Genomic DNA, 14578 nt, shown 5'->3' with positions numbered 1-14578 from the left:
AAAAAAAAGTGATTCTTTCATCAAAGACGAAGAAGATAAATTAAAAAAACTACTCGGTTTAAGTGTAGAAATTAAACTTTCAAAAAAAGATACTGGAAAGATTATTATCTCCTTTTCAAGTCAAGAAGAATACGATAGAATTATTAACAGCCTGAAATAAGGCTGTTCTTTTATTTTCTCAACTCACAAATTTATCCACCAATTTTTTTATCAATAACCCTATTAAATCAAGGATTTTCCTATTTATCCCCAACCTGTGGATAAATACTACTAACATTGTGGATTCTTTTCCCCAATCTGTGGAAAAATCCTACTATCTATGGTAAAATAAGTCTAGCACTAAACTACTAAAATCATAGTAAAGGAGGAAAACTAGTTGAAAGAAAAGCAATTTTGGAATCGTATTTTAGAATTTGCTCAAGAAAGATTGACACGATCTATGTATGATTTCTATGCTACACCTGCTGAACTCATCAAAGTAGAAGAAAATACAGCTACTATATTTCTACCGAGATCAGAGATGGAAATGGTGTGGGAAAAGCAATTAAAAGATATTATCATTGCTGCTGGTTTTGAAATTTATGATTCTGAAATCAAACCTCACTATATTTTCACTAAACCTCAGAGCACAGAATCTCCTCAGGTAAATGATACGAATAGTGTCTCTACTTACGATTACACACCTGCACTACCAACGATTCCCTATTCCGAAACAGGGTTAAAAGAAAAATATACCTTTGATAACTTTATTCAAGGTGATGGAAATGTTTGGGCGGTGTCTGCTGCACTAGCGGTATCTGAAGATTTAGCTCTGACCTATAATCCTCTTTTCATCTATGGAGGACCTGGTCTTGGAAAGACTCACTTACTCAATGCGATTGGAAATGAGATTTTGAAAAATATTCCTGATGCGCGTGTCAAGTACATTCCTGCCGAAAGCTTTATCAATGACTTTCTTGAACACTTGCGACTTGGAGAAATGGAAAAGTTCAAAAAGACTTACCGTAGTCTTGACCTCTTGTTGATCGATGATATCCAATCTCTCAGTGGCAAAAAAGTCGCGACCCAGGAAGAATTTTTCAATACCTTCAATGCTCTTCATGATAAGCAGAAACAGATTGTCCTAACCAGTGATCGAAGTCCTAAACACCTAGAAGGTCTTGAGGAAAGACTTGTCACGCGCTTTAGCTGGGGATTGACGCAAAATATCACTCCTCCTGACTTTGAGACACGTATCGCCATTCTTCAAAGTAAAACAGAGCATTTGGATTACCATTTCCAAAGTGATACTCTGGAATATTTGGCTGGTCAATTTGATTCAAATGTTCGAGAATTGGAAGGAGCAATCAACGATATCACTTTAATTGCCAGAGTGAAGAAGATTAAGGATATTACTATTGATATTGCTGCGGAAGCTATTAGAGCACGTAAGCAAGACGCCCGCCAGATACTTGTTATTCCAATTGAGAAAATCCAAACTGAAGTTGGTAATTTTTATGGAGTGAGTGTCAAAGAAATGAAGGGAACGAGACGAGTTCAAAACATCGTTTTAGCGCGTCAAGTTGCCATGTACCTAGCTAGAGAACTGACAGATAACAGTCTTCCAAAAATCGGAAAAGAATTCGGAGGAAAAGATCACACCACCGTTATTCATGCCCATGCTAAAATCAAATCCTTGATTGACGAAGACGATAATTTACGTTTAGAAATAGAAGCAATCAAAAAGAAAATTAAGTAGCTTGTGGATAACTTTTCCTTTCTTATCTTTTTTATCCACATTTTTTAAACAAGCTTAGAAGCTTAAGTTTACTAAATAGCACTCAGTTTTCCACAGAATTCACACACTCTATTATTACTATTAACTTTCTAATACTAAAAATAAATAAAGGAGAATCCATGATTCATTTTTCAATTAATAAAAATTTATTTCTACAAGCCTTAAATACCACAAAACGAGCAATAAGCTCTAAAAATGCTATTCCAATTTTATCAACAATCAAAATTGACGTTACCAATGAAGGAATTACTTTAATTGGCTCAAACGGTCAAATTTCTATTGAAAATTTCATTTCTCAAAAGAATGAAGATGCTGGTCTCTTGATCACTTCTCTGGGTTCGATTCTTCTAGAAGCTTCTTTCTTTATCAATGTTGTATCTAGTCTTCCAGATGTAACGCTTGATTTTAAAGAGATTGAACAAAAACAAATTGTCTTAACAAGTGGCAAATCAGAAATTACTCTAAAAGGAAAAGATAGCGAACAGTACCCACGAATCCAAGAAATTTCAGCTAGCACACCTTTGGTTCTTGAAACCAAACTACTCAAGAAAATTATCAATGAAACAGCATTTGCTGCAAGTACGCAAGAAAGTCGTCCAATTTTGACTGGTGTCCATTTTGTTTTGAGCCAACACAAGGAACTAAAAACAGTTGCGACAGACTCTCATCGCCTTAGCCAGAAGAAATTGACTCTTGAAAAAAATGGTGATGATTTCGATGTGGTGATTCCTAGCCGCTCTCTACGCGAATTTTCAGCGGTATTTACAGATGATATTGAAACTGTAGAGATTTTCTTTGCAAATAATCAAATCCTCTTTAGAAGCGAAAATATTAGCTTCTACACTCGTCTCCTAGAAGGTAATTATCCTGATACAGATCGCTTGATTCCAACAGACTTTAACACTACAATTACTTTTGATGTGGTTAATTTGCGTCAATCTATGGAGCGTGCACGTCTCTTATCAAGTGCGACTCAAAATGGTACTGTGAAGCTTGAAATTAAAGGTGGAGTTGTTAGCGCCCATGTTCACTCTCCAGAGGTTGGTAAAGTAAACGAAGAAATCGATACGGAGCAGGTGACCGGGGATGATTTAACTATTAGTTTTAACCCAACTTACTTGATTGATTCCCTCAAGGCTTTAAATAGTGAAAAGGTGACTATTAGCTTTATCTCATCAGTTCGTCCATTTACTCTTGTGCCAGCAGATACTGACGAAGATTTCATGCAGCTTATCACACCAGTTCGAACAAATTAAGTGAAAGAGGTTGAGCCTGGCTCGCCTCTTTTATGATATAATCAAAAAAGAAAAGGAGAGTAGTATGTATCAAGTTGGAAATTTTGTTGAGATGAAAAAACCACACGCTTGTACCATCAAGTCAACAGGCAAAAAGGCTAATCGTTGGGAAATTACACGTGTAGGGGCAGATATTAAAATAAAGTGTAGCAATTGTGACCACCTTGTCATGATGAGTCGCTATGATTTTGAACGAAAAATGAATAAGATTATTGACTAAGAACCCTTAGTTAGAGGGTTAGCAAGTTTTCCCTTTTTGTGTTATAATGTTAGGGATTGAAATGAGAACGGAGAATGAGAAACTATGGCTTTAACAGCAGGTATCGTTGGTTTGCCAAACGTTGGTAAATCAACCCTTTTTAATGCAATTACAAAAGCAGGAGCAGAGGCGGCAAACTACCCATTTGCGACTATTGATCCAAACGTTGGGATGGTGGAAGTTCCAGATGAACGCCTACAAAAACTAACGGAAATGATTACTCCTAAAAAGACAGTTCCAACAACCTTTGAGTTTACAGATATTGCAGGGATTGTAAAAGGAGCTTCAAAAGGAGAAGGTCTAGGTAATAAATTCTTGGCCAATATCCGTGAAGTAGACGCGATTGTTCACGTAGTTCGTGCTTTTGATGATGAAAATGTGATGCGCGAGCAAGGACGTGAAGACGCCTTTGTGGATCCACTTGCAGATATTGATACCATTAACCTAGAATTGATTCTTGCTGACTTAGAATCAGTTAATAAACGCTATGCGCGTGTAGAAAAGATGGCACGTACGCAAAAAGATAAAGAATCAGTAGCAGAATTTAATGTTCTTCAAAAGATTAAACCAGTCCTTGAGGATGGAAAATCAGCTCGCACCATCGAATTTACAGATGAAGAACAAAAAGTTGTCAAAGGTCTCTTCCTTTTGACCACTAAACCAGTTCTTTATGTTGCTAATGTGGATGAGGATGTAGTTTCAGATCCAGATTCTATCGAATATGTGAAGCAAATTCGTGAATTCGCAGCGACAGAGAATGCTGAAGTAGTAGTTATTTCCGCGCGTGCTGAGGAAGAAATTTCTGAGTTAGACGATGAGGATAAGCAAGAGTTTCTTGAAGCACTTGGTTTGACTGAATCAGGCGTTGACAAGTTGACTCGTGCAGCTTATCACTTGCTTGGGCTTGGAACTTACTTCACAGCTGGTGAAAAAGAAGTCCGTGCTTGGACCTTTAAGCGAGGGATGAAAGCTCCTCAAGCAGCTGGTATTATCCACTCAGACTTTGAAAAAGGGTTTATTCGTGCAGTAACAATGTCATATGAGGATCTAGTGAAATATGGATCTGAAAAGGCTGTAAAAGAAGCTGGGCGTTTGCGTGAAGAAGGAAAAGAATATATCGTTCAAGATGGCGATATCATGGAATTCCGCTTTAACGTTTAATAATATTTAATAAATAGTGTCAATTAGGTTGGAAAAAAATTCCAACCCTTTTGGCTTTCGAAAGGAAAAATAAATGACCAAATTACTTGTAGGATTGGGAAATCCAGGGGATAAATATTTTGAAACCAAGCACAACGTTGGATTTATGTTGATTGACCAACTAGCTAAAAAACAAAATGTCACCTTTACACATGACAAGATATTTCAAGCTGACCTAGCATCTTTTTTCATCAATGGAGAAAAAATTTATCTCGTCAAACCAACAACATTTATGAATGAAAGTGGAAAAGCGGTTCATGCTTTATTGACTTACTATGGTTTGGATATTGAAAATTTACTCGTTATTTACGACGACCTTGACATGGAAGTCGGGAAAATTCGTTTAAGAGCAAAGGGATCAGCAGGTGGTCATAATGGTATCAAGTCTATTATTCAACATATAGGGACTCAGGTATTTAACCGTGTTAAAATAGGTATTGGAAGACCTAAAAAAGGCATGTCAGTTGTTCATCATGTTTTAAGTAAGTTTGATCAGGATGACTATGTGGGTATTTTACAGTCAATTGACAAGGTTGACGATGCTGTAAATTATTATTTACAAGAAAAAAACTTTGAGAAAACAATGCAGAGGTATAACAGCTAAATGGTGACTTTATTAGATTTATTCTCAGAAAATGACCAGATAAAAAAATGGCATCAAAATCTGATAGATAAGAAAAGACAACTAATACTTGGTTTATCAACGTCTACCAAGGCTATTGCAATTGCAAGCAGTCTAGAAAAGGAAAATAAGATTGTGTTACTGACTTCAACTTATGGAGAAGCAGAACGAATTATCAGTGATCTTCTTTCTCTCTTAGGAGAGGAACTTGTCTATCCATTTTTGGTTGATGACTCTCCTCTGGTAGAATTTTTGATGTCTTCGCAAGAAAAAATCATTTCGCGGGTTGAGGCCTTGCGTTTTTTGAGTGATCCGTCTAAGAAAGGGATTTTAGTTTGTAATATCGCAGCGAGTAGGTTAATTTTACCCTCTCCGACTAGATTTAAAGAAAGTACTATAAAAATTGCAGTTGGCGAAGAATATGACCAACACGAGCTACTTCACCGGTTAAAGGAAATTGGATATCGAAAAGTTACTCAAGTACAGACACAAGGTGAGTTTAGTATTCGAGGAGACATTTTAGATATTTTTGAGATGTCTCAGTTAGAACCTTTCCGAATCGAGTTTTTTGGCGATGAAGTAGATGGTATTCGTACTTTTGAAGTCGAAACACAATTATCGAAAGAAAATCAGACAAACCTCACTATCTTTCCAGCTAGCGACATACTTTTGAGAGAAAAAGATTATCAACGAGGACAGTCAGCTTTAGAAAAGCAAATTTCAAAGACTCTATCACCAATTTTAAAATCATATTTGGAAGAGATTTTGTCAAGTTTTCATCAAAAACAAGTACATTCAGATAGTCGAAAGTTTTTGTCCTTATGTTACGATAAAACATGGACTGTATTTGATTATATTGAAAAAGATACACCAGTATTCTTTGATGACTATCAAAAATTGATGAATCAGTATGAATCCTTTGAAAGAGAATTAGCACAATACTTTACAGAAGATTTACAGAATGGTAAATCATTTTCTGGGATGCAGTATTTTGCAGATACAGAGCAAACCTATAAAAAACAAAGTCCAGTTACCTTTTTCTCCAATCTGCAAAAGGGCTTAGGAAATCTTAAGTTTGATCACATTTATCAATTTAATCAATACCCCATGCAAGAGTTTTTCAATCAATTTTCATTTTTAAAAGGAGAAATTGAGCGATACAAAAAAATGGACTACACTATTATTTTGCAGTCTAGCAATTCAATGGGAAGTAAGACGTTGGAGGATGTTTTAGAGGAATATCAGATCAAATTAGATTCCAGAGATAAGTCAAGTATCTGTAAAGAATCTGTAAACTTGATTGAGGGTAATCTAAGACATGGTTTTCATTTTGTAGATGAAAAAATTCTCTTGATTACTGAACATGAGATTTTTCAAAAGAAATTAAAACGTCGGTTTAGAAGACAACATGCTTCAAATGCAGAGCGATTAAAAGATTATAATGAACTTGAAAAAGGGGACTACGTTGTTCACCATATCCATGGAATTGGTCAATATTTAGGAATCGAAACAATTGAAATCAAAGGGATTCACCGTGATTATGTCAGTGTACAGTATCAAAATGGTGACCAAATCTCCATCCCAGTAGAGCAGATTCAGTTACTGTCTAAATATGTTTCAAGTGATGGGAAAGCGCCAAAACTTAATAAATTAAATGATGGTCATTTCAAAAAGGCCAAGCAAAAAGTTAAGAACCAAGTAGAGGATATAGCTGACGATTTAATCAAGCTTTATTCTGAGCGTAGTCAGTTGAAGGGGTTTGCTTTCTCAGCTGATGATGATGAGCAACATGCTTTTGATGATGCTTTCCCTTATGTTGAAACAGATGATCAACTTCGCAGTATTGAGGAAATCAAGAGAGATATGCAGGATTCTCACCCCATGGATCGACTTTTGGTTGGAGATGTTGGTTTTGGGAAGACTGAAGTAGCAATGCGTGCTGCTTTTAAGGCAGTCAATGATCACAAACAGGTGGTCGTTCTAGTTCCAACGACGGTTTTAGCGCAACAGCACTATACGAATTTTAAGGAACGATTCCAAAATTTTGCTGTTAATATTGATGTGTTGAGTCGCTTTAGAAGTAAAAAAGAGCAGGCAGAAACACTTGAAAAATTAAAGAATGGTCAAGTTGATATTTTGATTGGAACGCATCGTGTTTTGTCAAAAGATGTGGTGTTTTCTGATTTGGGCTTGATGATTATTGATGAAGAGCAGCGATTCGGGGTTAAGCATAAGGAAACTTTGAAAGAACTAAAAAAACAAGTAGATGTTCTAACCTTGACAGCAACGCCAATCCCTCGTACTCTCCACATGTCTATGCTGGGAATTCGAGATTTGTCTGTTATTGAAACTCCTCCAACCAATCGCTATCCTGTTCAAACCTATGTATTAGAGAAGAATGATAGTGTCATTCGTGATGCTGTCTTGCGTGAAATGGAGCGTGGAGGTCAACTTTACTATCTTTACAATAAAGTTGACACGATTGACCAGAAGGTTTCAGAATTACAGGAGTTGGTTCCAGAGGCTTCGATTGGGTATGTTCATGGACAAATGAGTGAAATTCAGTTGGAAAATACTCTACTTGATTTCATTGAAGGTCAGTATGATATTTTGGTGACGACTACTATTATTGAGACAGGGGTAGACATTCCAAATGCCAATACCTTATTTATTGAAAATGCAGACCATATGGGCTTGTCAACCTTGTATCAATTAAGAGGAAGAGTCGGTCGTAGTAATCGTATTGCTTATGCTTATCTCATGTATCGTCCAGAAAAATCAATTAGTGAAGTTTCTGAGAAGAGATTAGAAGCGATTAAGGGATTTACAGAATTAGGCTCAGGATTTAAGATTGCTATGCGAGATCTTTCGATTCGGGGAGCAGGAAATCTCCTAGGAAAATCGCAGTCTGGTTTCATTGATTCTGTTGGTTTTGAATTGTATTCACAGTTATTAGAGGAAGCTATTGCTAAACGGAACGGTAATGGGAATAAAAGAACCAAAGGAAATGCTGAGTTGATTTTACAAATTGATGCTTATCTTCCTGATACTTATATTTCTGACCAACGACATAAGATTGAAATTTACAAGAAAATTCGTCAAATTGACAATCGTGTCAACTATGAAGAACTACAAGAAGAATTGATGGATCGATTTGGAGAATACCCAGATGTAGTAGCCTACCTTTTAGAGATTGGTTTGGTTAAGTCATATTTGGACAAGGTCTTTGTAGAACGTGTGGAAAGAAAAGATAACAAGATTACAGTTCAATTTGAAAAAGTCACTCAACGACTATTCTTGGCTCAAGATTATTTTAAAGCCTTATCTGCAACGAACTTAAAAGCAGCTATAGCTGAGAATAAGGGATTAATGGAAGTTGTATTTGATGTCCGAAACAAGAAGGATTATGAAATTTTAGAAGGTTTGCTGATTTTTGGAGAAAGTTTATTAGAGATAAAAGAATCAAAGGAAGCAAATCCCATTTAACATTTTTCTTCTATAAAAAGGATAAAAATGGTACAATAATAATTTGAGGTAATAAAAATGAGATTAGACAAGTATTTAAAAGTATCACGAATTATTAAGCGCCGTACAGTCGCAAAAGAAGTAGCAGATAAAGGTAGAATCAAGGTAAATGGAATTTTGGCCAAAAGTTCAACGGATTTGAAAGTTGATGACCAAGTTGAAATTCGCTTTGGAAATAAGTTGTTGCTTGTTAAAGTACTAGAAATGAAAGATAGTACAAAAAAAGAAGATGCAGCAGGCATGTATGAAATTCTCAGTGAAACACGGGTAGAAGAAAATGTCTAAAAATATTGTACAGATGAATAATTCTTTTATTCAAAATGAACATCAACGTCGTCGTTACCTGATGAAGGAGAGACAAAAACGAAATCGTTTTATGGGTTGGGTCCTTATTTTGATGATCTTGTTGTTTATTTTACCAACTTATAACTTGGCCCAAAGCTATGATCAGTTACTGCAACGACGTCAGCAATTAACAGAGTTGAAAGAGCAGTACCAAACTCTTAGTGATGAAAAGGATAAGGAATCCGCCTTTGCTGCAAAGTTGAAAGATGAAGACTATGTAGCAAAGTATGCACGCGCCAAGTACTATTACTCAAAGAAACGAGAAGCAATTTACACAATTCCTGATTTGCTTCCGAGGTAATGTCATGGAAAATTTATTGGAAGTTGTTGAGCAATTTCTAAGTTTATCAGATGAAAAATTAGAGGAATTGGCAACTAAAAACCATTTATTACGATTACAAGAAGAAAGGGAAGAGAAGAATGCGTAAGTTCTTAGTAGTTTTATTGCTACCTGCTTTTATCATAACCTCAAGAGTAGTTAGCACAGAAAAACAGCTTCCTTACTCTTCACAAGAAATTTATTATCTAACCGAGTCTGATTATGGATTCTACTATAAAGAAACTCTGGAATCCCCAATGGTATATGGAGAAACAGCTGTCTATGCTAATGAGGATCTTGTCAAGGAGTCTGGTAAATTGACTCCTGGAACCACCTTTAAAATAGTAGAATGGCGTTTGAATAGACAAGGTGTTCCTGTTTTTAAATTAGATAATCACCAGTTTATCCTTGCAGATAAGCGGTTGGTCTATGATCAAAGTCAAGTTCAAACTCAAAATAGACAAGTATGGTTGGAGCAGGGGTTTGTTATCTATAACAGTCCCTATGATGCGAAAGAAATTTCTTCAACCCTCTCTCCCTATCAACGCGTAACGGTGGATAGAGCTCTCTTTGCTGAGGGACAAGAATTTCTTCATATCAATCAAGTTGGGTGGGTATCAAAAGAGTTCACCTCAGAAGAAGACAATCGCATCCAGAAGGTTCAAGAAGTTTTATCAAACAACTATCAGAATGAAAATTATTCTATTTATGTTAAACAACTGAGTACAGCTAAAGAGGCTGGGGTGAATGAAGACAGCAAACTTTATGCAGCTAGCATCTTGAAACTAGCCTACCTTTATTACGCTCAAGATAAGATAAATCAAGGGGAATATACGCTAGACAGTAGCTTCAAGTATATCCCAGAAGTAAATAGTTTCCCTGGGTCCTATAAACCAGAAGGTAGTGGTAGCTTACCTAAAAAAGAAGATAACAAAGAATACAGTCTTCAACAGTTAATTACCAAGGTAACAAAAGAGTCTGATAATGTTGCTCATAATATTTTAGGTTATTACGTGACCAATCAATCTGACGGGGCTTTTAAAGAAAAAATGTCCACCATTATGGGCGAAGATTGGGATGTGAATGATAAACTGACTTCTTCAAAAATGGCTGGAAAAGTCATGGAAGCTATTTATAATCAGAATGGTTTTGTCCTAGAGTCTCTAGGTAAGACTGATTTTGACAACCAAAGAATCGCAAAAGGTGTTTCGGTTAAGGTAGCTCATAAAATTGGAGATGCCGATGAGTTTAAACATGACACTGCCATTGTTTATACGGATTCTCCTTTCGTTCTTTCCATTTTCACCAAAAATTCTGATTATGATACTATTGCTAAGATAGCTAAGGATGTCTATGAGGTTCTAAAATGAGGGACCAGGATTTTTTAAATCATTTTCTCCGAAAAGAGTATTTCAAAAAACATTCTAAAGTCGTATTAGCTTTGTCTGGCGGACTGGACTCAATGTTTTTATTCCAGCTATTGTCTACTTATCAAAATGAGTTAGAAATTGAGTTGATTTTAGCACATGTCAATCACAAGCAGAGAAGGGAATCTGACTGGGAGGAAAATGAACTAAGGAAGTTAGCTGATGCAGCTGAACTTCCTATTTATATCACAAGCTTCTTAGGAGACTTTTCAGAAGCGCGTGCTCGAGAGTTTCGTTATGATTTTTTTAGGAAAATCATGAAAGAGATTGGAGCGACTGCCTTGGTTACTGCCCACCATGCAGATGATCAAGTTGAAACGATTTTGATGCGCTTGATTCGAGGAAGTCGGCTCCGTTATTTAACAGGAATAAAAGAAAGACAAGTAGTTGATGGAATTGAAATCATTCGTCCCTTGTTGCATTTTCATAAAAAGGATTTTCCACCAATTGTTCATTTTGAAGATCAAACAAATCAGGAAAATACCTATTTTCGCAATCGCATTCGAAATAGGTATTTACCAGAGCTTGAAAAAGAAAATCCTCGTCTTAAATCCGCCCTTTTAGATTTAGGAAGGGAAATTTCAGATTACCAAGCAACAATAACGGAGCTTTCGAAACAAATTGATGTGGAAGATTTGAATGAGCTATTTTCATACTCTCAACAAACTCAAGGAATCTTGCTCCAAAACTATCTTAATCAATTTCCAGACTTAAATCTGACGAAGGCTCAGTTTGATGAAGTTCGACAGATTTTAACAACGAAAAGCCAGTATCGTCATTCTCTTAAAAATGGCTACGAATTGATAAAAGAGTATCAGAATTTTCGAGTTTGTAAAATCAGTCCTCAGGCCGATGAAAAGGAAGATGAACTTGTGTTACACTATCAAAATCAAGTTCGATATAAGGGCTATTTATTTTCCTTTGGCATCCCTATTGAAGGGGATTTTGTTCAAAAAGTAACGGTTTCACGGGAAACATCTGTACATATTAGATGTCGAAAACCTGGCGATGTTATTATCCTGAATGGTCATCGAAAGAAACTGAGACGCTTATTTATAGATTTAAAAATCCCTATTGAAAAACGAAAAACAACCCCTATTATTGAGCAATTTGGAGAAATTGTCTCAATTTCAGGAATTGCGACCAGTGATTTGAGTAAAAACACGAAAAATGATATAATGAACACTGTGATTTATATAGAAAGAATAGATAGGTAAAAAGATGTTAGAACACGATATTAAAAAAATCCTCGTTTCACATGATGAAATTACAGAAGCAGCTAAAAAGCTAGGTGCGCAACTAACAAAAGAATATGAGGGGAAAAATCCAATTCTTATTGGAATTCTGAAAGGATCGATTCCTTTTATGGCTGAATTGGTCAAACATATTGATACGCATATCGAGATGGACTTCATGATGGTATCTAGTTACCATGGTGGAACAGCAAGTAGTGGTGTCATCAATATCAAGCAAGACGTGACTCAAGATATCAAAGGAAGACATGTTTTATTTGTAGAGGATATCATTGATACGGGTCAAACTTTGAAGAGTTTGAGAGATATGTTTATTGCAAGAGAAGTAGCTTCTGTTAAAATCGCGACTTTGTTAGACAAACCAGAGGGACGTGTTGTTGAAATTGAAGCGGATTACACTTGCTTTACTATTCCAAATGAGTTTGTAGTAGGTTATGGTTTGGACTATAAAGAAAATTATCGTAACCTTCCTTATGTCGGAGTATTGAAAGAAGAAGTTTATTCAAATTAGAAAGATTTATCTTTAATGAAAAAACAAAATAATGGTTTAGTTAGAAATCCATTTCTATACTTGTTAATTATCTTCTTCCTAGTGACAGGATTCCAGTATTTTTACTCTGGAAATACTGCTGGACGAAGCGAAAAAATTAACTATACAGAACTGGTAAAAGAAATTACTGCAGACAATGTAAAAGAATTAACCTATCAGCCAAATGGTAGCATCATTGAAGTGTCTGGTGTTTATAAAAATCCTAAGACTAGTAAAGAAGAAACGGGAATTCAATTTTTCACTCCTACAGCTACAACAGTAGAAAGATTCTCAAGTACTATTCTTCCGTCTGATTCAACAGTTTCAGAATTGCAAAAACTTGCTTCTGAACATCAGGCAGAAGTAACAGTCAAACATGAGAGTTCAAGCGGTATGTGGATCAATATCCTTGTCTCTGTTGTGCCATTTGCTATTCTTTTCTTCTTCTTATTCTCTATGATGGGAAATATGGGAGGAAATAGTGGCCGAAATCCAATGAGTTTTGGACGTAGCAAGGCCAAAGCTGCTAACAAAGAAGATATCAAGGTACGATTTTCAGATGTTGCAGGTGCCGAGGAAGAAAAACAAGAATTAGTTGAAGTTGTTGAATTCCTAAAAGATCCAAAACGATTTACCAAACTTGGTGCGCGTATTCCTGCGGGTGTTCTTTTAGAGGGACCTCCGGGAACAGGTAAGACCTTACTTGCTAAGGCGGTTGCTGGAGAAGCAGGAGTTCCATTCTTTAGCATCTCAGGATCGGACTTTGTAGAAATGTTTGTCGGAGTTGGGGCTAGCCGAGTTCGTTCACTTTTTGAGGATGCAAAAAAAGCAGCGCCAGCCATCATCTTTATCGATGAAATTGATGCCGTTGGTCGCCAACGTGGTGTCGGTCTTGGTGGAGGTAATGATGAACGTGAACAAACCTTGAACCAACTCTTGATTGAGATGGATGGTTTTGAGGGAAATGAAGGAATTATTGTTATCGCTGCGACGAACCGTTCAGATGTTCTAGATCCAGCTCTTCTCCGTCCAGGACGTTTTGATAGAAAAGTCTTAGTTGGTCGCCCTGATGTTAAAGGTCGTGAAGCAATCTTGAAAGTTCACGCTAAAAATAAACCTCTGGCAGACGATGTGGATTTGAAACTAGTTGCCCAACAAACTCCAGGTTTTGTGGGAGCTGACTTGGAAAATGTTCTAAATGAGGCAGCCTTGGTTGCAGCCCGTCGCAACAAGTCAGTCATTGATGCTTCAGATATTGATGAGGCAGAAGACAGAGTGATTGCTGGACCATCTAAGAAGGATAAAACAGTATCACAAAGAGAACGGGAATTGGTTGCTTATCATGAGGCTGGACATACTATTGTTGGTTTAGTCTTGTCAAATGCCCGTGTTGTTCATAAAGTTACCATTGTACCACGTGGACGTGCAGGTGGTTACATGATTGCGCTTCCGAAAGAGGATCAAATGCTTCTATCTAAGGAAGACATGAAAGAACAATTAGCAGGTTTGATGGGTGGTCGTGTAGCTGAAGAGATTATCTTTAATGTCCAAACGACAGGAGCTTCAAATGACTTTGAACAAGCTACACAGATGGCGCGTGCAATGGTCACTGAATACGGTATGAGTGAAAAACTTGGCCCAGTTCAATACGAAGGTAATCATGCTATGTTTGGTGCACAAAGTCCTCAAAAATCAATTTCAGAACAAACAGCCTATGAGATTGACGAGGAAGTTCGTTCATTATTAAATGAGGCACGAAACAAAGCAGCTGAAATCATCCAATCAAATCGTGAAACTCATAAGTTGATTGCAGAAGCATTGTTGAAATACGAAACATTAGATAGTACACAGATTAAATCTCTTTACGAAACAGGGAAAATGCCTGAGACAGTAGAAGAGGAATCCCATGCACTATCTTATGATGAAGTAAAATCAAAAATGAGTGAAGAAAAATAAATTTAGAGAGGTTCAACCTCTCTTTTATGTTCTAATGTGATGGCTACCGAGCGGATGCCTTGATAGTTGAC

13 protein-coding genes and 1 pseudogene are annotated in these 14578 nt (G+C 36.5%); all 14 read left to right on the top strand.

Annotated elements, in window-relative coordinates; translation table 11 throughout:
• A pseudogene (locus HMPREF3057_RS10145) lies at positions 1-160 on the top strand (chromosome partitioning protein ParB); the annotation flags it as partial.
• Positions 161-376: 216 nt separating this feature from the next.
• Entirely contained in the window at positions 377-1738 is a 1362-nt protein-coding gene (gene dnaA, locus HMPREF3057_RS01640) for a chromosomal replication initiator protein DnaA (RefSeq protein ID WP_000660625.1), read from the top strand.
• Between the two features lie 158 nt (positions 1739-1896).
• A complete protein-coding gene (dnaN, locus tag HMPREF3057_RS01635; protein WP_049478004.1) occupies positions 1897-3033 on the top strand; it encodes a DNA polymerase III subunit beta in 1137 nt (378 codons plus the stop codon).
• 64 nt (positions 3034-3097) lie between these two features.
• The gene (locus tag HMPREF3057_RS01630) at positions 3098-3292 is read left to right on the top strand and encodes a DUF951 domain-containing protein (RefSeq protein ID WP_000285184.1); all 195 of its coding nucleotides are present in this window, start codon (positions 3098-3100) and stop codon (positions 3290-3292) included.
• Between the two features lie 84 nt (positions 3293-3376).
• Positions 3377-4492: a redox-regulated ATPase YchF gene (gene ychF / locus HMPREF3057_RS01625; protein ID WP_001218702.1), complete on the top strand. Its 1116-nt coding sequence runs from the start codon at positions 3377-3379 to the stop codon at positions 4490-4492.
• Between the two features lie 73 nt (positions 4493-4565).
• Positions 4566-5135 (top strand): aminoacyl-tRNA hydrolase, encoded by a 570-nt coding sequence (gene pth / locus HMPREF3057_RS01620; protein WP_049479916.1) that lies wholly within the window; start codon positions 4566-4568, stop codon positions 5133-5135.
• Positions 5136-8639, top strand: coding sequence for a transcription-repair coupling factor (mfd, locus tag HMPREF3057_RS01615; protein ID WP_070696088.1), 3504 nt, complete (start codon positions 5136-5138; stop codon positions 8637-8639).
• A 57-nt stretch (positions 8640-8696) separates the two neighbouring features.
• A complete protein-coding gene (locus HMPREF3057_RS01610; RefSeq protein WP_001234975.1) occupies positions 8697-8963 on the top strand; it encodes an RNA-binding S4 domain-containing protein in 267 nt (88 codons plus the stop codon).
• The gene (locus HMPREF3057_RS01605) at positions 8956-9324 is read left to right on the top strand and encodes a septum formation initiator family protein (protein WP_000041922.1); all 369 of its coding nucleotides are present in this window, start codon (positions 8956-8958) and stop codon (positions 9322-9324) included. The genes HMPREF3057_RS01610 and HMPREF3057_RS01605 overlap by 8 nt, the downstream gene beginning before the upstream one ends.
• A 4-nt stretch (positions 9325-9328) precedes the next feature.
• Positions 9329-9451, top strand: coding sequence for an SP_0009 family protein (locus HMPREF3057_RS10370; RefSeq protein WP_000429344.1), 123 nt, complete (start codon positions 9329-9331; stop codon positions 9449-9451).
• Positions 9444-10712 carry a serine hydrolase gene (locus HMPREF3057_RS01595; protein WP_001224817.1) on the top strand — a complete coding sequence of 423 codons (1269 nt, stop codon included), beginning with the start codon at positions 9444-9446 and terminating at the stop codon, positions 10710-10712. Before HMPREF3057_RS10370 ends, HMPREF3057_RS01595 begins: the two co-directional genes overlap by 8 nt.
• Positions 10709-11986: a tRNA lysidine(34) synthetase TilS gene (gene tilS / locus HMPREF3057_RS01590; protein WP_070696086.1), complete on the top strand. Its 1278-nt coding sequence runs from the start codon at positions 10709-10711 to the stop codon at positions 11984-11986. The genes HMPREF3057_RS01595 and tilS overlap by 4 nt, the downstream gene beginning before the upstream one ends.
• A 4-nt stretch (positions 11987-11990) precedes the next feature.
• Entirely contained in the window at positions 11991-12533 is a 543-nt protein-coding gene (gene hpt, locus HMPREF3057_RS01585) for a hypoxanthine phosphoribosyltransferase (RefSeq protein ID WP_000889405.1), read from the top strand.
• A gap of 15 nt (positions 12534-12548) precedes the next feature.
• Positions 12549-14507, top strand: coding sequence for an ATP-dependent zinc metalloprotease FtsH (gene ftsH, locus HMPREF3057_RS01580; protein WP_042903093.1), 1959 nt, complete (start codon positions 12549-12551; stop codon positions 14505-14507).
• Positions 14508-14578: the final 71 nt, after the last annotated feature.

It is taken from the genome of Streptococcus sp. HMSC072D05 (assembly GCF_001815805.1).
Classification (GTDB): domain Bacteria; phylum Bacillota; class Bacilli; order Lactobacillales; family Streptococcaceae; genus Streptococcus.
Note: the sequence above shows the minus strand (reverse complement) of the source record. Positions and strands in the feature narration are given on the sequence as shown.

What these genes read in the sequence shown, in the direction of transcription:
- dnaN (WP_049478004.1), top strand. Translation starts at nt 1,897, where the DNA reads ATGATTCATTTTTCAATTAATAAAAATTTATTTCTACAAGCCTTAAAT.
- tilS (WP_070696086.1), top strand. Translation starts at nt 10,709, where the DNA reads ATGAGGGACCAGGATTTTTTAAATCATTTTCTCCGAAAAGAGTATTTC.
- hpt (WP_000889405.1), top strand. Translation starts at nt 11,991, where the DNA reads ATGTTAGAACACGATATTAAAAAAATCCTCGTTTCACATGATGAAATT.
- HMPREF3057_RS01630 (WP_000285184.1), top strand. Translation starts at nt 3,098, where the DNA reads ATGTATCAAGTTGGAAATTTTGTTGAGATGAAAAAACCACACGCTTGT.
- mfd (WP_070696088.1), top strand. Translation starts at nt 5,136, where the DNA reads ATGGTGACTTTATTAGATTTATTCTCAGAAAATGACCAGATAAAAAAA.
- ftsH (WP_042903093.1), top strand. Translation starts at nt 12,549, where the DNA reads ATGAAAAAACAAAATAATGGTTTAGTTAGAAATCCATTTCTATACTTG.
- ychF (WP_001218702.1), top strand. Translation starts at nt 3,377, where the DNA reads ATGGCTTTAACAGCAGGTATCGTTGGTTTGCCAAACGTTGGTAAATCA.
- HMPREF3057_RS01595 (WP_001224817.1), top strand. Translation starts at nt 9,444, where the DNA reads ATGCGTAAGTTCTTAGTAGTTTTATTGCTACCTGCTTTTATCATAACC.
- pth (WP_049479916.1), top strand. Translation starts at nt 4,566, where the DNA reads ATGACCAAATTACTTGTAGGATTGGGAAATCCAGGGGATAAATATTTT.
- HMPREF3057_RS01610 (WP_001234975.1), top strand. Translation starts at nt 8,697, where the DNA reads ATGAGATTAGACAAGTATTTAAAAGTATCACGAATTATTAAGCGCCGT.
- HMPREF3057_RS01605 (WP_000041922.1), top strand. Translation starts at nt 8,956, where the DNA reads ATGTCTAAAAATATTGTACAGATGAATAATTCTTTTATTCAAAATGAA.
- HMPREF3057_RS10370 (WP_000429344.1), top strand. Translation starts at nt 9,329, where the DNA reads ATGGAAAATTTATTGGAAGTTGTTGAGCAATTTCTAAGTTTATCAGAT.